Genomic DNA, 21,676 nt, shown 5'->3' on the forward strand with positions numbered 1-21,676 from the left:
CTAATAAAAAATTCATCAAAGAAAGCTTTGGTAACGCCTTTAGAGACGCTTGTAATGCGGCTGGAATTAAAAAATCAGCCCATGGATTGAGAAAATTAGCAGCCACACGCGCTGCGAATGCTGGTGCGACAGTTTCACAAATGAAAGCGCTTTTTGGCTGGACAGAAGATAAAATGGCATCCCTTTATACTAAAACAGCAGATAGAAAACGATTAGCAATAGAAGCAATAAAAAAGCTACAAAAAGGTTAGAGCAATGTGCGGCAGCTAAAAAACAAACCAAAGCCTCGTCAAAATTATGAACGAAATCAAAGCTGCGTTTGAGATGCATCAGAAACCAGAGGAGAAATAGGTGGTTGTGTCTGTTGCATTGTTTGCCATAAATTATAGTTTGTTTGCATATCCAACCAAAATTTTGCTTTACTAAAACCAGCTAATTCTAATTTAATTGCAAGCTCGGTACTCATAGAAGCATGACCGTTAATCACTCTTGATAGAGAAGCTCTTGTCATATGGAGATGATCCGCTAACTTTTGTATTGTTATCCCCATTTCCTCTAAGAAAGCTACTTTTAGAACTTCGCCCGGATGTGCGGGGTTATGCATCATTTGTTTTCGTTCCTTTCATCAATGGTAATCTTGATAATCAACAAGCTCCACATCTGTTCCTATAAAGCGAAAAGTAACACGCCAATTCCCATTCACCCATATAGAATAGTATCCTGTAAGTTCACCTTTAAGAGGACGCATTTTAAAGGCAGGCGCTCTCAACATTTCAGGCGTGGTAGCACTTGTTAAAGCCGTTAAGATAACGCGTAATTTCTTTACGTGATCTGGTCGAATAGCTTTTGTGGAACCTGTTGTGTAAAATAATTTTAAGCCCTTATGTTTAAAACTCACAATTGCCATTAGCACCCTTTATCGTATACTATTACTATACGATTAATAAAGATAAGAGTCAAGTAAGATACTGGAAAATCTGGTTACATATTTGGATAAAATGATTGAGAATAAGCTACAAAAAGGTTCGGGATAGATAGAGAAATAAGTTAATAAAATCAATGGAATTAAAATTCCCTTACCTTTATATAAGTTATTGATTACATATAAATATAGCATTCCCACGAGACCAACACTCAAAATAGCAACTGTAGAGTGAAGAACGCTGTAGATATACCTCATTAGAATAATTCGACTTTCATGAAATATCTTAAGAAAGAGCTTAATAAATTTTCTATGCTTTTTAGTGACGATTACAGTTTTATGAAACGCTAAGTGTTTTTTTACAAAGGCAATATTGACAGATTCCAGCGGCTACAAAAAGTGCTACAGCAGCACAGATAATGGAAAGTGTAATAGTGTATGAACCAAACTTTAGAAAACTCGTCAAGAGAGGTCCTAATACTTGACCAAAACCGTAAGCTAAAGTCGTTAACCCAAGTAAATTTATGCTATACGGTGCCTGCAAACGCTTAGCTAACGGCATAACTAAAGAAGTCGTTCCCATAAAGGTAAATCCAAACCCTATGCAACTAAAAACGGCCAGTACAGGAGACTGGCTAAATAATGTCAATAATACGCATCCTCCTTGAATAAGAAAATTGAGCATCAGACAATGTAAGACTCCCCATCGATTTGCTCCCCATAACCAAATAAAACAACTGGGAACAATGGCTATTCCAACAAACGACCATAAATGGTTAGCAAGAAGTTGAAAATTAAACGTTTTTGCCATCAAAGGAAGATATGTTGCAACAATGATATAACCGAAACCAGCGAGTCCATAAAGCAGAACGAGTTCCCACCAAACAATATTTTTGTGTACCAATGGCGCATTAATAGCAAATTGAGACGCATCAACACGACGCGGAAATAAAATAAACAATAAGAACAACAAGATAATAGATATTAAACCAGCTCCAAACCAAATGTTTTTTGCACCCATTGATCTACTCAAACCGATAAGAACATACTCATTACCCAATAGAATACCAACTCCTACACCTGCATAGAGCGAAGCAATAACCCGCAGAGTGTGACTATGCTGCATAACCATAATAGAACCAAAAATCATCATTGCTGCACTTGCAATACCAGCAGCAAAGCGGATTAAAATAACCAAATAAAAGTTTGTTGTTAACGTCACTGCAAAAATAAGTACACTCGTTACTATGGCTCCACCAAATAACACGTAGGGAGCACGGGATATATTTCCAACTCTGCAAAATRAAAAAAACAAACYCCCAACWAAATAACCGCCATAATTAGCGCTCGCTATATAAGAAAGTTGATTAAAGGTAAACAATCCTTCACTCAACATAACTGGAAATATCGGTGTATAGAAAAATCGCCCAATCCCTATCCCCAAAATCATAATAACCATACCGAATACAGCTATTTTAAAACAATGCAAATCCTGATGATTATTTTTCTCCCTCATTCCCTTTATTCCCTTAACTGATTATTTTTTTCTTATCTGCATTCTATTTCATCATAGTCGTAACCTAATATCAGAGAATAAAAGAAAATCTAGCCATTTATTTAAAGAACATATTGAGTGATTATTGTCAACATTACTAATTGCTGGGGTAGTGATACAATAACATATTAAATTAATATGTATTTTTATGTTATATACGTTCATAGTTAAGTCGAAAAATATTTAGACAATCTTGCTTTTTATCTCGATATTCAAAACGACTAACCGAAAAATTATAAGATGCTGCCATAGATTTTACTTCTCTTAACATCATTTACTTATTTGCTGTGAGACTTAATAAACAACTCAAATAACCATTTTCATAAAAGAGGAAATTTGCTTCTTTTTAGGCGATATTGTTATTGAGGATGATATCAAGTTGAGAAGTTTGGTGCACCCGACAGAATTCGAATCTGTGACCTCTGCCTTCGGAGGGCAGCGCTCTATCCAGCTGAGCTACGGGTGCTTCAAACTGATTATTAAAACCAGTTGTGCTCTTTTAACTAATCATACCCTCAGCTTCAATGCTAAATTATCATTCTGGTAAAAAAATTACTTATTTGTAAATTATTTAACAACGCACAATCTTCTTTCTTTTCGATCATGATACTTTATCTTGAAATAGCTTTTCTTTTTGTCTGCAATACTCTTTTTATTATAAAAAAAGCTTTTATTACAACTTCAAAACTTTCAAAAAATAAGTTACAAGATAAGTTATAAGTATCAGGATAATTCTTAAATGACTACATTACCAAGTCGCTTTCATTTTATTTCTGCAGAAACGGAGGAAGCTATCAAAGCTACCCATAAATTAGTTTCCGTTTATGGTCATTCTTCCCTGGAAAAAACTGATGTTGTTGTTGCAATCGGTGGTGATGGAACAATGTTACAAACCGTACGAGACGTTATGAATACTGGAAAGCCTATTTATGGTATGAATCAAGGTTCTGTAGGATTTCTTATGAATGAATTTCATGAAAAAAAATTGCCCAATCGTATTGCTGTCGCCCATAAAAAAGAAATTCATCCCTTGCGTATGATTGCAAAAGCTGAATGTCAAGAATCTATCGAAGCGCTTGCAATTAATGAAGTATCCCTCTTTCGGCAATCTTATCAAGCAGCAAAAATTCGCATCACCATTGATAATAACGTACGCATGGAACAATTAAGTTGTGATGGTATTCTTGTCGCGACACCAGCAGGATCAACCGCCTATAATTTATCAGCACAAGGACCTATTCTCCCCCTTATGGCCCCCCTTATGGCCCTCACTCCCGTTAGCCCTTTTCGCCCAAGACGTTGGCATGGCGCATTGCTTCCCAATACAGTAACAGTGCGTTTTGATATGCTTGAACCTGACAAACGCCCTGTCAATGCTGCTGCTGATAATGTTGAAGTTAAATCTGTCCATTCAGTGACTATTTCGATGGCAACAGAAGTAACAGCTTCAATCCTTTTTGACTCAAGTCATTCATGGGATGAGCGCATTTTATCAGAACAATTTCGCTATTAATGATTGTATTATACGCTTTATATGTATATGATTGTTATAGTTGGCTTTTTTATGAAAGCATCTTAACACTCTTTAAAGAGTGGAGAACATTACCTGTACTTATCATTGAGATAGCAAAGTTAAAAGCACAGAGCAATTGATAAAAAAATGATACCATCTTTGAATAGTTTTGATGATTTAGGTCTTTCCGCAAAAGTTATTAATGCAGTAAAGTCAGCGGGATATACAGTTCCAACACCTATTCAAAGTGAAACAATTCCTCATGTCCTTCAAAGAAAAGACGTTCTAGGAATCGCTCAAACAGGCACGGGTAAAACGGCCTCTTTTGTATTGCCTATGCTCACCCTCCTTGAAAAAGGTCGTGCAAGAGCACGAATGCCCCGTACGCTTATCTTGGAACCAACAAGGGAAATCGCAGCTCAAGTTGAAGAAAATTTCGATAAATACGGAATAAATCATCGTTTAAATGTTGCTCTTTTGATTGGTGGGGTTTCTTTTGAACACCAAGATCGTAAACTTGAACGAGGTGCTGATGTTCTTATAGCAACACCAGGGCGTCTTCTTGATCATTTCGAGCGTGGTAAATTACTTCTGATGGGCGTTGAAATCCTTGTTATTGATGAAGCTGATCGTATGTTGGATATGGGCTTTATTCCTGATATTGAACGTATCTGTAAACTAACCCCTTTCACGCGTCAAACCTTGTTCTTTTCTGCAACAATGGCGCCAGAAATTACAAAGCTAACGAAACAATTTTTACATTCTCCTGTATCCGTTGAAGTTACAAAAGCGTCCTCAACAGCGACCACAATTACACAGCGGCTTGTCAAATCTGGAAATAAATCGTGGGATAAAAGAGCGGTTTTACGAGAGCTTATCCAAAACGAAGGTACAGAACTTCAAAATGCAATTATTTTCTGTAATCGAAAGAGAGATATCTCTGAACTTTTTAGATCGCTCATCAAACATAACTTTAATGCAGGGGCACTTCATGGAGATATGGATCAATATTCACGCATGAATACCCTAGCTGATTTTAAAAATAATAAACTGACACTTCTGGTTGCTTCGGATGTTGCTGCCCGTGGACTCGATATCCCTGCGGTAAGTCATGTATTTAATTATGATGTTCCTACACATGCTGAAGACTACATCCATCGAATTGGTCGTACAGGACGTGCAAATCGTCGTGGAAAAGCTTTTACAATCGTCACAAAAGCTGATCAAAAATATATCAACGCCATTGAGGAAATGAGTAATGAAAAAATTGAGTGGCTCAATGGAGATCTATCGACTTTAATAACCGATGATCAAACAGAAGATAGTGTTGTAAAGAAAAAATCTTCACAGTCATCAAAGAAAACTACTCCCAAAGAGCCTATTGCAGACCTCAAAAAAACTGCAAAAGAGAACAAAATAGATTATATCAAAAATGTGAAGAGTAAAGAAAATCCATCCAAGCAACAGCGCCTTCGAAAAAATAAGAATTTTGCGCCCCTTGGATTTGGTGATGATACTCCTGCATTCATGCTCATAAAAACGCGTAGATAGACTTTTACTTTACTCTCTGTAAACGTAAAATAGATAAAAAATGCTTTTAAAAAGTTGCTTTTATTTCTGAGAGAGTCTTTCTATTACCTTTTCCCGCCCTAAAAGCTGCAAAAGCTTTCCCATTTCAGGTCCATGATCCATGCCCGTAAGTGCTTGACGTAATGGCATAAATAAAGACTTTCCTTTCCTCCCTGTTTTTTCTTTTAATGCCATCGTCCAAACTTGCCAACTTTCATCCTTTAAGACACCTTCAGGTAAGAAATTGAGTGACTGCTGCACGAATGCACGGTCCTCTACTGCCACTGTATCAAAACTCTTTGCATCATGAATGATTTTCCACCACAAGACAGCATCGTTGACTTTATCAATATTGCTTCTTATCGCATTCCAGAAATACTCCGCCTTTTCTCCTTCAATAGAAAGATTTTTAAGGCGCGTTTTAACATCCTCATAATTTAGTTCATGAACAAGATGACTGTTCAAAGTACAAAGATCAGCAATATCAAATTTTGCAACCGATTTTGATGTATCTTGTAAATTAAAATGTTCTAAAAGCGCTGCTTGATGAGGATAGGGATGCACATTTTGTGATGTCCCAATCAAAACAGCAAGACACTGAACAGCGATCGATTCAAATCCTTCTTCCCTTAGAGAACGAATAGAAAGATCATTGTTACGTTTTGAAAGCCCTTTTCCTAAAACTGTTGACAATAAATTAATATGACCAAAAACCGGTAATTCTGCTTCCAGAGCTTTAAAAAGAGCAATTTGAGCACCTGTATTTGTAATATGATCATCACCACGGATAATATGTGTAATGGCCATATCAATGTCATCCACAACAGACGGTAATGTATAAAGATAGGTTCCATCTTCACGAATCAGAACAGGATCTGAAAGAGAAGCCAAATCAATCGTCTGCTTTCCCTTTACGGCATCATTCCAGCAAACTTCTGTTCGCTTTGTTTGCAAAGGATTATTTTCAAAATTAGGAAGAAGAAAACGCCAATGGGGTTTACGACCTTGTGATTCAAAGTTTTTCTTGTCTTCTTCTGTCAACTTCAATGCTGCACGATCATAAATGGGAGGCAGTTTACGTGAAAGCTGGATTTTACGACGCCGCTCTAATTCTTCCGCTGTCTCATAACAGGGATAAAGCAGACCACGTTGTTTGAGAATTTCTGCCACTTCATCATATCGACTAAATCGCTTAGATTGGTAATAAATTGTATCTGGTTGAATCTCAAGCCATTCAAGGTCTACAGCAATAGCATCGATATATTCTTGTTTAGAACGCTCAATATCTGTATCATCATAGCGCAAAATAAAGTCTCCTTTATGCGCTTGCGCATAAAGCCAATTGAAAAGCGCAATACGGATATTGCCGATATGAATATAACCTGTTGGAGAGGGAGCAAAACGAACTTTAACCATAAAAAAGACTCAATTTTTATCGCGAAAATGATTGACAATGGGATAACGACGATCGCGTCCAAAATTCTTGTAACTGATTTTTACACCGGGTGCAGACTGGCGCCTTTTATATTCGGCTGCATAAAGAAGCTGTTCAACTTTCTCAACAGTTTCCCGTGAATACCCATGTTGAACAACATCACCAATACTCATGTCATTTTCTACAAGAGATTGCAAAATATCATCTAGAATAGGATAAGGTGGTAGTGAATCTTCATCTTTTTGATTTTCCCGCAACTCTGCAGAAGGCGCTTTTTCTATAATATTGGATGGAATGACAATTCCTTTTGGTCCCTTTAAATGAGGCAAATAATTTTTATTGCGCCACTCAGCTAAGGCATAAACCTGCATTTTATAAATATCTTTAAGAGGATTAAATCCGCCATTCATATCACCATACAGTGTTGCATAGCCCACAGCCATTTCTGATTTATTGCCTGTCGTTACCACCATTGAGCCGAATTTATTTGAAAGAGCCATTAAAAGTGTACCACGTATACGACTTTGAAGATTTTCTTCTGTGACATCAGAGGGTAATCCTAAAAAAACAGGTGTCATTGTCTTTAAAAAAGCCTCAACAGGCTGTGTAATCGGTATGATTTCATAGCGACATCCCAAAAGATCAGCACATTCTTTGGCATCATTCAATGATTCTTGCGAAGTATAATGATAGGGCATCATAATGGTGCGAACCCTCTCAGCACCAAAAGCATCCACCGCCATTGCCGTACACAGGGCTGAATCAATTCCTCCGGAAAGACCAAGAACAACATCCTTAAAGCCGTTTTTATTAACGTAATCTTTCAAACCTAAAACACAAGCTTGATAATCGGCTGCTAACCCATCGAGAAGATTTTCATTAGAATCTGAAACACAGTGCCATCCCGCCGTTGTGCGTTGCCAATGGCTCAAAGCAATATGTTTTTCAAAGTGTTTCATTTGAAACACCTTTTCACCTTGTCCGTTTAAGGCAAAAGATCCTCCATCGAAAACAAGTTCATCTTGACCACCAACTTGATTAGCATAGATAATCGGGACTCCAGATTGAAGTGCATGCGCACGAACAACTTCTATCCGCTTTTTTGTTTTATTACGATAGTAGGGAGATCCGTTAAGAACAAGAATAATTTCAGCACCTTTATCCTTAAGCTCTGTACTAAGAGAGAAGTCATTCCATAGATCCTCACAAATGACTATTCCTAATTGAATTCCATGATAAATAATAGGCTCAGGACGTGGACCGGAAGAAAATAGACGCTTTTCATCAAACTCAGCATAATTAGGTAAATCAAATTTCAAGCTTTCGGCAATGACGCACCCTTCATCAAGAAGCATGACACCGTTGTAAATATTGCCATTACGCCTTAATGGAAGACCAATGACAATTCCTGGTCCGCCGACAGTTATTTTTGCTAATTTTTCAACAGCCTCTTCACATGTTTTTGTAAAGGCAGGTTTTAGAACAAGATCTTCCGGTGGATAAGCACTTATAAAAAGCTCTGTGAATAAAACAAGATCAGCCCCCTCTTCTTTAGCCTTTTGATACGCTATGATGGCTAGAGAAAAATTTCCCTCAATATCACCGACAATAGGATTTAATTGAGCAACGGCTATTCGAAAGTTATTTTTCATAAGATTCTGTATCACTTTATTAGTTTGGTAACTACAACTTTATTCCTCATCATCAGAAATATCCACTTTTTAAAAATTCTTTATCTTCCATAATGACCTAAAATAAAAAATGTCAGACAAATTTTTGCCTACCCACCAATAGCAACGGCTAACGGATCAGTCGCACGATTTTTTTTAAGAAGCTCAGCAACAAGAAAAGCTAATTCTAACGCTTGATCTGCATTTAATCGTGGATCACATTGTGTATGATAACGATCAGACAAATCATCGACAGAAATAGCATGCGCTCCACCCGTACATTCAGTGACATCACGACCTGTCATCTCAATATGAATGCCTCCTGGATAAGTCCCCTCTCTACGATGCACTGCAAAAAAATTCTCTACTTCTTTTAAAACATAATCAAAGGGACGCGTCTTATAACCATTAGCCGTAATAGTATTGCCATGCATTGGATCACATGACCATATAACCGCATGCTTTTCGCGTTCAACGGCACGGATGAGTTTAGGCAGATGGCTTTCAACCTTATCATATCCAAAGCGCGTAATAAGAGTAAGACGCCCCAGTTCGTTTTCAGGATTTAAAATATCAATTAATTTTAAAAGCTCATCAGGCTCCATAGAAGGACCACACTTTAATCCTATAGGATTTTTAATGCCGCGACAATATTCAACATGAGCATGGTCAATCTGACGTGTACGGTCACCAATCCATAACATATGGCCAGATGTTGCATACCAATTTCCTGAAGTTGAATCAATGCGCGTCAATGCCTCTTCATAACCAAGCAAAAGCGCTTCATGACTGGTATAAAAAGATGTTTCACGCAATGAAGAATGCGTTTTAGATGTAATCCCTATAGAACGCATAAAATCAATTGCTTCAGAAATACGCTCTGCTAATAATTCATAGCGTTCCCCTTGTGGACTATTAGATACGAAACTCAACATCCATGTGTGAACATTTTCTAAATTAGCATAGCCACCTTGTGAAAAAGCACGCAATAGATTAAGTGTTGCCGCAGATTGACGATAAGCCATAGACATCCGTTGCGGATCTGGAATACGAGAGTCGGCTCCAAATTCAATGCCATTAATAATATCCCCTCGATAAACAGGAAACTCAATTCCTTCTTTGCTTTCTATATCAGAAGAGCGGGGCTTTGCAAATTGACCAGCAATACGGCCAATTTTAACAACGGGTTTAGAACTACCAAAGGTTAAAACAATGGCCATTTGCAAAAATACACGAAAAAAATCGCGGATATTATCAGCTTCATGTTCTGCAAAGCTTTCGGCACAATCACCACCTTGCAATAAAAAAGCTTGTCCTTTTGCAACAGCTGCTAATTCATTTTTTAAATCACGTGCTTCACCAGCAAAAACCAAAGGAGGATAGCTTCTCAGCTTTCGCTCAACATCTTCTAACATAGACTTATCCGGATAAGTCGGAACTTGTTTAATTGGCTTTTCTCTCCAAGAGTCAGGCGACCATTCTTTTATCATTACACTCTCTCTAAAAATGAAGTTTCCAAGCTTAGCATATCAAAAACTTTTTACCACACTATGGGGTGTTGTTTAATTTTCTATTTTCTTCCCATTTTCATATATATAACTTGGTTTATACATCGTTACCAATTCTTCTGCCATCGTTGGATGCACTGCCATTGTTTCATCAAAAATATCCTTCGTCAACTTCCCCTTGAGAGATATTCCAATAAGTTGTGCCATCTCACCCGCATTTTCTCCTAAAATATGCGCACCTACAACAATGCGGCTTTCACCATCAACAATGAGCTTCATAAACATTTTCTCTGAACTACCGGAAAGAACATTACGCATAGGACGAAAAACTGTACGATAAATTTCAAGACGCTTATAACGCTGTATCGCCTCTTTTTCTGAAAGACCTACCGTTCCAATCTCTGGCTGTGAAAAAACCGCTGTTGTAATTAAATCATAATTAGGTTTTGTTGGAATATTCTCAAATGCTGTCTTAACGAAACACATTGCATCATGGATCGCAACAGGTGTTAATTGAATATGACCCGTTACATCCCCTACAGCCCAAATATGGGGGATATTGGTTGTCATTTTTTCATCAACAATAATACCACCAAACTCGTTAACTTCTATCCCTATCTTCTCAAGTCCTAAACCCACTGTATTGGGTATACGCCCCGTGGCTAACATAACTTGATCAGTTTTGATTGTTTGCCCATTTGATAAAAAAACATCATAACCATTTTCTGCCGCCTGCACTTTAGAAATTGTTGTTCCATAGAGAATAGAAATGCCTTTTTCAATCATTGCATCGTTAAGCAACTGCCGCAAATCATGATCAAAATCACGGAGAATTAAATCACCACGATGAAGGAGTGTTATTTTTACACCGAGCTCATGAAAAATATTAGCAAATTCAACACCAATATACCCTCCGCCAACAATAACTATTGATTTTGGGAGCTTTTTTAGATCAAAGATCTCATTAGAAGTCAGACAAAAATCACCGCCTTCTATAGTCGTATTTGGTGCAACTTTTGCCCCTGTTGCAATCAAAATTTTTTCCGCCCTTACCCGCTCACCCGTAGCAGAAAGCTCTAATGTGTGATCATCGATAAAAGTCGCCCGACTTTCATAAATATGCACATTGTTATTCTCTAACCCCTTACGATACAGCCCTTCTAATCTTGATATTTCTTTATTTTTAGCTGCAACCAACTTTTCCCAACTAAAAATTGGATCCGCATATTTCCACCCAAAACCAACGCTTTTCTTAAACTCTTTTGCATATTGTGAAGCATAGACATAAAGCTTTTTGGGAACACAGCCACGAATAACACAGGTTCCTCCTATACGATATTCTTCTGCTATAGCGACACGCTTCCCAAGACTTCCAGCAAGCCGTGCTGCACGCACCCCACCAGAACCACTTCCAATAACAAATAAATCAAAATCAAAAGAGCCCACGAACTATTCCTTCTCATAAATTTGCAACGATAAGCTACGGTCATTTATTATCAAATGAAAGCCTTTTTTCTTTTAAAGAAGCATTTTTCTATAAAGCAATAGTCTAAAAAGACAGAATCTTAATTACAATATTAATAACGGCGGGAAAACCGCCGCTCTTTAAAAAATCAGAAATTGCAAACTTATGTCATGATATCAATCAAGTTATTTTTTCTTTTCTGAAGCTTTTGATTTTGTTGGCATCGTAGAATTATTCAAATCCAGAGTTTCAGACACTTCTTTTTTCACATTTTCTACAAGATCTTGCATAAGAGCAGAACGCCATACATCAAATGCAGAATAGGAATCACGTGCAATGTTGGGAACTTCTGTCAAAAACTTTTTACCGGTATCAGAATTATAAAATGTCGTGATTGCATCAAGCTCTTTTTGCGTAAAATATTTTGCATACACATGAGCAATCTCTTTTTCTAGATCAGAGCGCCTTTTAATTAAAGCAAGCGCATGCTTATCAACGATATTAGAAATATCTGTTGCCAAATTCGGATCATCACTGATTAGTTGATTTTTAAAATCTTGGACCGCATTTGGTAAAAAACTATCAAATTGATCCGTTGCATGAATGGCCTTAATCGCCTTTCGGGCTGAATCTAAATGTTGATCACTCACACCTTGTGCATGAACCATTCCAATATTCACAAAAAAAATGGCAATTATACCAAAACATACGAACAAACGCTGAAAAGAAAATATTATTCTCATTTTAATGATTACCCCAATCGCTAATTATAATTTAAATTTGTTATTCCACTCAAAATCTTTTTTATTGTGCTAACATATCACAATGTAAATGTCTTTTCTAAAAATCAAATGGTTCTAAAACTTTTATTTGTCCATCTGCCATAGCGATAATTGCACGTGAAGCCAATCCTAAAAAAAGACCATGCTCAACAACACCAGGAATGGCAAGAAGCGCATCTGATAATAATTTGGGCTGCAAAATACATCCCCAAAATGCATCAAGAATAAAATGACCTCCATCTGTTTCAAAAGGTACTTTTCCATTCATTCGCAATGCAATTTCTCCAGAAAGTCCTAAATCATCTGCAACTTTCTCGATGGCTTTGCGTGTTGTATGGACACCAAATGGATTCACTTCAATCGGTAGTGCAAAAGCACCAAGTCTTTTGACTACCTTTGTTTCATCAGCAATGACAAGCATTGTACGAGATGCCGATGCGACAATTTTTTCATACAACAACGCTCCTCCGCCCCCTTTAATGAGCATCATCTCAGGACCAATTTCATCTGCTCCATCAATATCAAGATCCAATTCCGGTATTTGTTCTAAAGTACTAACAGGCACTCCAAACTCATGACAGAGTTGTTCAGAATATCGTGAAGTAGCAACACCTATCACCCGCAGACCATCCGCAACACGCGCACCAAGAAGACGGATAAATTCATTAACAGTTGAACCCGATCCAATACCAAGCCGCATATCATCTTCAATAAATTCAAGCGCTTTAAAAGCTGCCCTTTTTTTTAACTGCTGAACATCCATGAATGACTTTACCTTTTATCCACAAACAACATTCATCACCACTCTTACCACCTATAACAATGATAATAAAAGGCAGCCTCTTGACTTAAATCTACCTAAATTTAACCGTTATCTTTTTTTCGAAGAGATGTTACTCGTTATAGAAATATATGATAAGAATAAAATAGAATAATCAACAATTATCTTTTTTATTTCTTCGAAAAAATTTGTTGGTATTTTTCTCATTCACAATGAAATCGTGAAACTGATCAATTTAAAAAACGCAAAATATATCAGAAAAATCTTCTATTGTTTTTTGTTTTATCAATTATCCAGATATGAAAAAATGTGATAAATTATATGTTTTTTTGTGAATGCTGTCTGTGCATATTCCATGGTCTATGAAACCCTCGCGAAGTCCAAATAATATCTCCATCTTTAGTCATCATAACGCTTCCTCTTGATAATAATTGCTGGGGAGTAAATATTATTTTTGCCTTCTTGTGACATGTTGGATTATGCATTATAAATGTCTGAATGAGGATATCGGCCTCTATGCAATGATCTGTTTCTCCACGTAAAACGATAACTTTTAATCCATTCTCTAATAAGGATGTACATACATAACGATCGCAAATAAATTGTTCATGAAACGAAGGACCATATTTTGTTGGCTTAATCGTTTCATTCAAACGAAATGACTTTTTCCATATGGATGCCGTGAACTTAGAATGATGGTAACGATCAATATATAATTTTTTATCATCGATAACACCCACCAGACGCATATTATCTGCTATAATCAATTGGATAGGTGAATGCATGATACAAATAGAAAGACCAGCTAAAATAAAAAGACTAAAAAAGAGCCTGATGGGTGTTTTGCAAAAAGTCAGCCCTACCAAGCCTATGCTCAATAAAACCAACGCAGACAACGGCATAAAACCAGGATTCAAATCAGGAGAAATAGCCTTAATAGCATATGCAATCTTTATCACAAGATCAACACCAAACCCCATAATTTGAAGAGGAAGCCATTCGAATCCTCCTAACATTGCAAGAACTGCGATTAAGCCAAAAGGGATCACCAAAATTGAGATGATAGGTAAAGCAAAAGCATTACTGATAATGCTCAAAGATGCCGTATTAGAAAAATGATAAGCAGCATAAATTCCACTTGCACTCCCTGCTACAAACGAAGACGCACATGTTGACAATATTGATAAAAAAGCAAAATTTATCACTCTTTCTCCAACATAAGAGGAGGTTGTTTTTCTTTTACGAAAAAGCGACCTTCTGCTCCACCAATCAAAAAAAGCAATCAAAGCTGCCGTCGCAGAAAAAGACATTTGAAAGCTAGGACCTAATATTTCATGGGGCCTAATCGCTAGAGTTATCAATCCCGCAATGGAAAAATTACGCATTGTTACGGCAGAGCGACTACACAATATAGCAACCAACATAACAGCAATCATCACAAAGCTTCTTTGTGCTGATATGGCTAAGCCCGACAAGAGCAAATAAAAAGCTGTTATCATCAATGCAACGATGGCAGCAAATTTTTTACTGGAATAATAGGAAGAAAAAACTGGAAAAAATGCTAAAAAACGACGGATACCCAAAAGAACGAGACCGCTCAACAGAGCCATATGTAAACCCGATATTGATAAAATGTGGGCTAATCCAGCCGTACGCAATGCCTCATTTGTCTCATTTGAAATACCAGCACGCTGTCCTGTTATGAGAGCTGCCGCAACACTTCCCTTCTCCCCTTCAAGGGCTAGACGGATTTTTTGCGTCATCTTCATGCGTAAATTTTCAATTTTCTGTAGAGCGATAGTGAATATTCCATCAGGCTGTAAAACAAATATTTTTCTTGGTTTTCCTAAATAAACACCTTGAGCCCCAATACCTTTAAAATAATTATGAAAACTAAAATCGTAGCTTCCTGGACGCGCTGGCCCAGAGAAAGCACGAAGCTTAACTGTTCCATACAAGCCATTACCAACTGCTAATCCAGATGGCAAATATCTTGCCGATAAACGAACACGATGAAGACTATGGCGTAATATGGGTTTTTCTGTACTCAAAACATCCAAAACTAAACGAAATCCCCCTTTGGTAACTGACTCAATAGAAACAATTCTTCCCGTCAATGTGGTGATAATATCACTGCTTAACATAGGTGTTGCAATACGCCACGTTTCTACTTTTGCCGCCAGCACCCCCAATACAATGCACAACAAAAACCCCGTAGGAATCCGTATTTTTGGATAAAAACGTGCAATATAGAATATTCCAATAAAGACGCTGACCAATGCTCCCAATTGTCTCCAACTTGGTTCCTGATCTAAATGAAAATAAAAAATGATTCCTAGGGAAAAAAAGACTAAAATCAGCGAAAAAAGAATACCAAAAGAAACTTCTTTATTGATACAATCTGCCAACCATTTTCTAACAAGAATGATTGCTTCTTTTAAAATTTTTAATAAAAAAAGTTCTTGTTGGTTATCACTGCCATTCTTTGCATCATCACGTCTAAAAAAAATACTCCGCCCTATTTGACATGCGTTTTTTCTTTCTGTAGCAGATCTTACAGATAAAGTCTCTTTAACTTTACTTTGATTAAACATCCGCAAATCCCCACTTTAACTTGCAATGCAGCTATTGCACACCCCGCTACCTATGCTAACATAACCTTTCTATAAAATTCCATAAGTAATATCTCAATTTAAAGGAAAATATTCGTGTCTGTTATTACTCGTTTTGCCCCCTCACCCACAGGCTTCCTTCATATTGGTGGCGCTCGTACTGCTCTTTTTAATTGGCTTTATGCAAAACATACTGGTGGAAAAATGCTTCTACGCATTGAAGATACAGACCGAGAGCGTTCAACAGACGCAGCTGTAAAAGCCATTATAGATGGCTTGCAATGGATGGGGCTTAGTTATGATGGTGCCCCTATTTCGCAATTCGAACGTGCAGAACGTCACCGCCAAATCGCCGAACAGTTGGTCGAAAATGGTAAAGCATATTATTGTTATGCCTCACCTGAAGAATTAGCTGAAATGCGTGAAAAAGCCCGTGCAGAAGGACGCCCACCACGTTATGATGGACGTTGGCGTAACCGTGATCGTTCTGAAGCTCCTCAAGGTATCAAACCTGTTATTCGTATCAAAGCCCCTGAAGATGGAGAAACGATTGTACACGACCGTGTTCAAGGTGATGTTCGTTTTCCTAATAAAGATTTAGATGACTTTATTATTTTGCGTTCTGATGGCTCGCCAACTTATATGCATGCTGTTGTCGTTGATGATCATGATATGGGGGTCACACATATCATACGGGGTGATGATCACCTAACCAATGCAGCCCGACAAACGATCATCTTTAAAGCAATGGGATGGGATATTCCTGTCATGGCCCATATTCCTCTTATCCATGGTGAAAACGGTGCAAAATTATCAAAGCGGCATGGTGCACTGGGTGTTGATGCTTATCGAACAATGGGCTACCTTCCTGCGGCTTTGCGCAATTACCTTGTCCGTTTAGGATGGAGTCATGGTGATGATGAACTCATGTCACTTAAAGATATGATTTCTTGGTTTGATATTGAAGATATTAATAAAGGTGCAGCGCGTTTTGATCTCAAAAAACTCGATTCTATCAACGGACACTATATGCGCATGAGCAATGATCAAGAACTTTTTGATGCCGCTCTTGATATTCTCCCAGAAATTGATGGAGGGGCACAAACTCTTGAAAGGCTTGATGAAAAACGTCGTATCCAATTTTTAAAAGCAATTCCACATTTGAAAGAACGTTCAAAAACACTGTGCGAACTGATTGACAATGCCTCCTTCATTTTTACGCAACGACCATTACAGCTTGATGAAAAAGTAAAAATCCTCCTAGATAAAAATGGACGAGCCATTTTGAACGATCTTTATCTAGCCCTACAAGCCTGCCCGTCTTGGGATACAAAAGCCCTCGATGAAACGCTTCGCTCTTATATCCAAACACAGAATCTCAAATTTGGATCTATCGCCCAACCACTTCGGGCAGCTCTTACAGGCAGAGCAACATCACCAGGTATTTTGGATATTCTTATTTTATTGGGACGCGATGAATCTCTTCACCGCATCAAAGACCAATTTATCACAGCAATAGATTCATGATGTATACTGAGTATATCTTTTCAAATGGATATCTAGAGAGATATCTCAATGTGATCTAAAAGAGTTTTTTATGTTATATCATTGAAATACAGTTTTTATTGAGTAATAATGGTTCATGAGGAAATATTTTTAGGTTGCATGTACTCGCTTTTAGAGGCAATTTGCCCTTAAATATAAGTAAGAAAAGATTCAGTTACTATATATCTCCCACTCTGATAAAGCAGAGTCTTAATTTTTAGAAGCGAAGGATCTGAAAGGAATACCTAATGTCTGATAATAACGCACATATTATTGTGAATGATAAAAAAGTAGAACTTCCCTTGCGTAAAGGCACCAGTGGACCTGAAGTCATCGAAATTGCTTCTCTCTACAAAAAAACCGATATTTTTACTTATGATCCTGGTTTTACTTCAACAGCTTCTTGTGAATCAAAAATTACTTATATTGATGGTGATAAGGGCATATTGCTTTATCGTGGTTATCCTATCGACCAATTGGCTGAAAAAGGTGACTTTCTCGAAAGTTGTTATCTTCTCCTTTATGGGGAACTCCCGACACAGCAAGAAAAAAACGACTTTGATCGATGTATTATGCAACATACCATGGTCCACGAACAGTTTGCACGCTTCTTCCACGGTTTCCGCCGTGACTCTCATCCTATGGCCGTCATGGTTTCCTGCCTTGGTGCTATGTCTGCGTTCTATCACGACTCTATTGATATTACAGATCCTCACCAAAGAATGATCGCTTCTGTTCGTCTGATTTCAAAAGTTCCAACACTTGCTGCTATGGCCTATAAATATAGTATTGGACAAGCATTTGTTTATCCACGCAATGATCTTAGTTATGCAGCAAATTTCCTCCGTATGTGTTTTGCTGTTCCTTGTGAAGAATATAAAACAAACCCTGTTCTTTCTCGAGCAATGGATCAAATCTTTATCCTTCATGCAGATCATGAACAAAATGCCTCTACATCTACGGTACGCCTTGCTGGATCATCGGGTGCTAATCCGTTTGCTTGTATTGCAGCAGGAGTTGCATGCCTTTGGGGACCAGCACATGGTGGAGCCAATGAAGCATGTCTAAAAATGCTGCAAGAAATAGGTTCTATTAAAAGAATTCCTGAGTTTATTGCACGTGCAAAAGATAAAAATGATCCCTTCCGCCTTATGGGCTTTGGTCACCGTGTTTATAAAAATTATGACCCACGTGCGAAAATCTTGCAAAAAACCTGTCATGCGGTTTTAAAAGAGCTCAACATTCAAGATGATCCACTTCTTGATATCGCAATAGAACTTGAAAAAATTGCCCTAAATGATGAATATTTTATTGAGAAAAAGCTTTATCCCAATGTTGATTTCTATTCCGGTATTACATTAAAAGCTCTAGGCTTTCCAACCGAAATGTTTACTGTTCTTTTTGCATTAGCACGCAGTGTCGGGTGGGTGGCACAGTGGAAAGAAATGATTGAAGATCCTGCACAAAAAATTGGTCGTCCTCGACAACTCTACACAGGTTATGCTATGCGTGATTATGTTCCTATGGATAAACGGGCCAATTAAAGGAAGATCAATAAAGCTTCAGTAAACTGAAGCTTTATTGTAAAAATTAAAAAACATTCTTTAAAATTTTTTACAAAGCCTAATTTTAAAATTTTTTCTACAGAGATAACAACATCATAAAAGTTTATGAAAAAACTTTAAGTTTTGGCTCTGTCAATAAATTAAGAATATCCCTTTGGAAATGATTCAAACGTAAAAGAAATCAAAAATTTCATCTCATCATTCTCATTATCTTAATGAAATGTATTCCTCATTATTCCCTCATACTTTAAAAGCTTATATTTCACTCTCTATCTTCCCTCGATAAAAAAGCTTTTTTTAATACTTTTCTACTATGCTAAAAACTTCATAAAAATCACTTTATAATGATTATGTCTCGTACAAATACTCGTCTTATCGTTATCTGTTAAAATCACACTTCTTTTTACAATAAAAGCCTTTTCCAAATAGCAGAAAATAAATTGATTTTGATATTCTTTAATATCGAGAGATTTCATGCAACAGATGAAATTTACATTTTATCCTGTTTAAGAGCTGAAATGTTCTTTACATTTAAACGAGTAGTTTTTCTTTTAAAGATAATTAATTGATTTTAAATACAATTATTAAAATTCATCTCTTCATTAACAAGAGCTTTCTTTCCTGTATTTCTCGCTCCATATTGATACGAGTAAATCATTTTTTTGATAGTAATATCCAGCGTAATGATAACAAAATGGAGGCAGATAAATTTTTTACATTGCTCCAAAAGAGCTTACGGATTATAAAAATGCCTTATGGTTTTATATTTGCCAGCTTATTGAATAGGAGAACATAATGAAATTATTAGCAAGAGCTCTTATAATAAGCGCAACATTATTCACCTTATCGGCCAATTCTCAAACGCTGAAAATAGCAAGTGATGCCTCCTACCCCCCGTTTAGCTATATTGACTCAAATAACGAACTTCAAGGGTTTGATATTGATATATCTTACGCACTTTGTAAGAAAATGAACGTTGAATGTACTATTGTCACGCAAGACTTCGAGGGAATGATTCCCGGCCTTCTAGCCAAGAAATATGATGCTATTGTTTCTTCCCTTTCTCCTACAAAAGAGCGCTTACAAAAAATTGATTTTACCGATCCTTACTACAACACAGCACTGGCTGTCATTGTGACCAAAAATTCGGAAATTAAAGAAATCTCAACTCAAGCCTTTAGAGGTAAAAATCTTGGTGTACAATCAAATACAACACAAGCTGCATATGCAGAAGATCATTACGCCTCTGAAGGCGTGAATATCAAACTTTATCCTACAGCAATAGAAGTGAATCGTGATCTTTTGAGCCATCGGCTTGATATCATCATCTTTGATAAATTAAAGGCATTAAATTGGCTTGAAAATGAAGGAAAAGATTGTTGTACGCTTCTAGGAACTTTAGAAGAAACAAAATTTCCTATTGCGATTGCACTCCGTCAAAATAACAATGATCTTAAAGATAGTTTTAATAAAGCAATAGAAGAGATACGCGCCGATGGAACCTATGATAAAATCATGAGAAAATACTTTACATTCGATATTGATTAAACATCACCATCAATTAACACTCAATCTTTTCAAAAAATATCTTTTAGCTTTTTGTTGAACAAGAAAAAATGTTGGAAATTCAGCGTTTTCATAAGAAAAATTTATATTTATCAAAAAAAATATTTTTTAATTATTTCTCGATAGTTCAATGTTTATGGAATCTAATGGCGACAATGAGATTGTATTTTTATCTTATCTAAATCTAATTTTTTATGTTCAARATGATTTAAACTTATTACTTCATGAAAAATTAAGCGTCGTATAACAGTAAGATATTTGTTCTTCTTCCAATCAATAAAAAAGATATTTTTTGATCATAATATCCAACATAAATAATCTAAAATAAACACCAGTAAATTTTTGCATTGCTCCAGAAAAGCTTACAGATTATAAAAACGTGGATGACTTCATATTTGCCCGCTTATCCAATAGGAGAATATCATGAAACTATTCGCAGGAGCTCTTATCATAAGCGCCGCGCTATTCACCCAATTGGCTGATGCGAAAACATTAAAAATCGCGAGTGAAGGCACTTATCCTCCCTTTAGTTATATTGACTCAAATAACAAACTACAGGGATTTGATATTGATATATCTTATGCACTTTGTAAAAAAATGAATGTTGAGTGTACAATTGTCACGCAAGATTTCGAGGGAATGATCCCAGGACTTATCGCAAAAAAATATGATGCGATCGTTGCTTCGCTCTCTCATACACAAGAGCGTTTACAAAAAATTGACTTCACAGATCCTTACTACGACACAGCACTGGCTGTCATTGTTACTAAAGCTTCGGGGATTAAAGAAATCTCGGCACAAAGCTTTAGAGGCAGAAATCTTGGTGTGCAATCAAATACAACACAAGCTGTTTATGCAGAAGATCATTATGCCTCTGAAGATGTAACAATCAAACTCTACCCTTCCACAATAGAAGTGAATCGTGATCTTTTAAATCATCGACTTGATGTGATTATTGTTGATAAATTACAGGCATTAAATTGGCTTAAAAATGAAGGAAAAGATTGCTGTCTCCTCCTAGGAACTTTAAAAGAAACGAAATTTCCTGTTGCAATTGCCCTGCGTCAAAACAATAATGATCTTAAAAATAAGTTCAATGAAGCAATAAAAGAGATCCGTTTGGATGGGACTTATGAGAAAATTATGAGAAAATATTTTACAAGCGATATTTATTAAATATCACTATGC

The 21,676-nt window shown here is 36.7% G+C and carries 17 protein-coding genes and 1 tRNA gene; 7 read left to right on the forward strand and 11 right to left on the reverse strand.

Features of this window, described 5'->3' with window-relative positions; genetic code table 11:
* A partial coding sequence (locus CER18_RS05555; RefSeq protein WP_180299392.1) for a tyrosine-type recombinase/integrase occupies positions 1-251 on the forward strand: 251 nt, incomplete at its 5' end.
* 56 nt (positions 252-307) lie between these two features.
* On the opposite strand, the gene CER18_RS05560 is transcribed toward CER18_RS05555, so the two are convergent.
* The 4 genes from CER18_RS05560 to CER18_RS05575 form a co-directional block, all read right to left on the reverse strand.
* Positions 308-607 (reverse strand): HigA family addiction module antitoxin, encoded by a 300-nt coding sequence (locus tag CER18_RS05560; protein ID WP_100129083.1) that lies wholly within the window; start codon positions 605-607, stop codon positions 308-310.
* Positions 608-625: 18 nt separating this feature from the next.
* Positions 626-907: a type II toxin-antitoxin system RelE/ParE family toxin gene (locus CER18_RS05565; protein WP_100129084.1), complete on the reverse strand. Its 282-nt coding sequence runs from the start codon at positions 905-907 to the stop codon at positions 626-628.
* Positions 908-1,259: 352 nt separating this feature from the next.
* Positions 1,260-2,438 (reverse strand): YbfB/YjiJ family MFS transporter, encoded by a 1,179-nt coding sequence (locus CER18_RS05570; protein ID WP_180299393.1) that lies wholly within the window; start codon positions 2,436-2,438, stop codon positions 1,260-1,262.
* 428 nt (positions 2,439-2,866) lie between these two features.
* A tRNA-Arg gene (locus tag CER18_RS05575) sits at positions 2,867-2,943 on the reverse strand.
* Between the two features lie 273 nt (positions 2,944-3,216).
* Here CER18_RS05575 and CER18_RS05580 point away from each other — a divergent pair.
* Both CER18_RS05580 and CER18_RS05585 read left to right on the forward strand, forming a co-directional pair.
* Positions 3,217-3,990: an NAD kinase gene (locus CER18_RS05580; RefSeq protein ID WP_100129085.1), complete on the forward strand. Its 774-nt coding sequence runs from the start codon at positions 3,217-3,219 to the stop codon at positions 3,988-3,990.
* Between the two features lie 147 nt (positions 3,991-4,137).
* Positions 4,138-5,541 (forward strand): DEAD/DEAH box helicase, encoded by a 1,404-nt coding sequence (locus tag CER18_RS05585; RefSeq protein ID WP_100129086.1) that lies wholly within the window; start codon positions 4,138-4,140, stop codon positions 5,539-5,541.
* 60 nt (positions 5,542-5,601) lie between these two features.
* On the opposite strand, the gene gltX (CER18_RS05590) is transcribed toward CER18_RS05585, so the two are convergent.
* The 7 genes from gltX (CER18_RS05590) to CER18_RS05620 form a co-directional block, all read right to left on the reverse strand.
* On the reverse strand, positions 5,602-6,975 hold the full coding sequence (gltX, locus tag CER18_RS05590) for a glutamate--tRNA ligase (protein ID WP_100129087.1): 1,374 nt from the start codon (positions 6,973-6,975) through the stop codon (positions 5,602-5,604).
* 9 nt (positions 6,976-6,984) lie between these two features.
* A complete protein-coding gene (locus CER18_RS05595) occupies positions 6,985-8,646 on the reverse strand; it encodes an NAD+ synthase (RefSeq protein ID WP_100129088.1) in 1,662 nt (553 codons plus the stop codon).
* Between the two features lie 128 nt (positions 8,647-8,774).
* Positions 8,775-10,154, reverse strand: a complete 1,380-nt coding sequence (locus tag CER18_RS05600) for a class II 3-deoxy-7-phosphoheptulonate synthase (protein WP_100129089.1) — start codon at positions 10,152-10,154, stop codon at positions 8,775-8,777.
* A gap of 72 nt (positions 10,155-10,226) precedes the next feature.
* Positions 10,227-11,618 carry a glutathione-disulfide reductase gene (gene gor, locus CER18_RS05605; protein WP_100129090.1) on the reverse strand — a complete coding sequence of 464 codons (1,392 nt, stop codon included), beginning with the start codon at positions 11,616-11,618 and terminating at the stop codon, positions 10,227-10,229.
* Positions 11,619-11,822: 204 nt separating this feature from the next.
* Positions 11,823-12,380 (reverse strand): DUF2059 domain-containing protein, encoded by a 558-nt coding sequence (locus CER18_RS05610; protein WP_100129091.1) that lies wholly within the window; start codon positions 12,378-12,380, stop codon positions 11,823-11,825.
* A 97-nt stretch (positions 12,381-12,477) separates the two neighbouring features.
* Entirely contained in the window at positions 12,478-13,182 is a 705-nt protein-coding gene (gene rpiA, locus CER18_RS05615; protein WP_100129092.1) for a ribose-5-phosphate isomerase RpiA, read from the reverse strand.
* A gap of 335 nt (positions 13,183-13,517) precedes the next feature.
* On the reverse strand, positions 13,518-15,794 hold the full coding sequence (locus CER18_RS05620; protein ID WP_100129093.1) for a ComEC/Rec2 family competence protein: 2,277 nt from the start codon (positions 15,792-15,794) through the stop codon (positions 13,518-13,520).
* A gap of 114 nt (positions 15,795-15,908) precedes the next feature.
* On the opposite strand from CER18_RS05620, the gene gltX (CER18_RS05625) reads away from it, so the two are divergent.
* From gltX (CER18_RS05625) to CER18_RS05640, 4 genes are all read left to right on the forward strand, one after another.
* On the forward strand, positions 15,909-17,339 hold the full coding sequence (gene gltX, locus CER18_RS05625; RefSeq protein WP_100129094.1) for a glutamate--tRNA ligase: 1,431 nt from the start codon (positions 15,909-15,911) through the stop codon (positions 17,337-17,339).
* 266 nt (positions 17,340-17,605) lie between these two features.
* Positions 17,606-18,901 carry a citrate synthase gene (gltA, locus tag CER18_RS05630; protein WP_100129095.1) on the forward strand — a complete coding sequence of 432 codons (1,296 nt, stop codon included), beginning with the start codon at positions 17,606-17,608 and terminating at the stop codon, positions 18,899-18,901.
* Between the two features lie 816 nt (positions 18,902-19,717).
* Complete coding sequence (locus tag CER18_RS05635; protein ID WP_100129096.1) at positions 19,718-20,470, forward strand: transporter substrate-binding domain-containing protein; 753 nt, start codon at positions 19,718-19,720, stop codon at positions 20,468-20,470.
* A 441-nt stretch (positions 20,471-20,911) separates the two neighbouring features.
* Positions 20,912-21,664 carry a transporter substrate-binding domain-containing protein gene (locus CER18_RS05640; RefSeq protein WP_100129097.1) on the forward strand — a complete coding sequence of 251 codons (753 nt, stop codon included), beginning with the start codon at positions 20,912-20,914 and terminating at the stop codon, positions 21,662-21,664.
* Positions 21,665-21,676 lie beyond the last annotated feature (12 nt).

Source organism: Bartonella tribocorum (assembly GCF_002777915.1).
GTDB classification, from domain to species: Bacteria; Pseudomonadota; Alphaproteobacteria; order Rhizobiales; family Rhizobiaceae; genus Bartonella; species Bartonella tribocorum_A.

Coding starts and splice junctions, on each gene's coding strand:
- CER18_RS05560 (WP_100129083.1), bottom strand. CDS start 607: ATGATGCATAACCCCGCACATCCGGGCGAAGTTCTAAAAGTAGCTTTC.
- CER18_RS05565 (WP_100129084.1), bottom strand. CDS start 907: ATGGCAATTGTGAGTTTTAAACATAAGGGCTTAAAATTATTTTACACA.
- CER18_RS05580 (WP_100129085.1), top strand. CDS start 3,217: ATGACTACATTACCAAGTCGCTTTCATTTTATTTCTGCAGAAACGGAG.
- CER18_RS05585 (WP_100129086.1), top strand. CDS start 4,138: ATGATACCATCTTTGAATAGTTTTGATGATTTAGGTCTTTCCGCAAAA.
- gltX (WP_100129087.1), bottom strand. CDS start 6,975: ATGGTTAAAGTTCGTTTTGCTCCCTCTCCAACAGGTTATATTCATATC.
- CER18_RS05595 (WP_100129088.1), bottom strand. CDS start 8,646: ATGAAAAATAACTTTCGAATAGCCGTTGCTCAATTAAATCCTATTGTC.
- CER18_RS05600 (WP_100129089.1), bottom strand. CDS start 10,154: ATGATAAAAGAATGGTCGCCTGACTCTTGGAGAGAAAAGCCAATTAAA.
- CER18_RS05610 (WP_100129091.1), bottom strand. CDS start 12,380: ATGAGAATAATATTTTCTTTTCAGCGTTTGTTCGTATGTTTTGGTATA.
- rpiA (WP_100129092.1), bottom strand. CDS start 13,182: ATGGATGTTCAGCAGTTAAAAAAAAGGGCAGCTTTTAAAGCGCTTGAA.
- CER18_RS05620 (WP_100129093.1), bottom strand. CDS start 15,794: ATGTTTAATCAAAGTAAAGTTAAAGAGACTTTATCTGTAAGATCTGCT.
- gltA (WP_100129095.1), top strand. CDS start 17,606: ATGTCTGATAATAACGCACATATTATTGTGAATGATAAAAAAGTAGAA.
- CER18_RS05635 (WP_100129096.1), top strand. CDS start 19,718: ATGAAATTATTAGCAAGAGCTCTTATAATAAGCGCAACATTATTCACC.
- CER18_RS05640 (WP_100129097.1), top strand. CDS start 20,912: ATGAAACTATTCGCAGGAGCTCTTATCATAAGCGCCGCGCTATTCACC.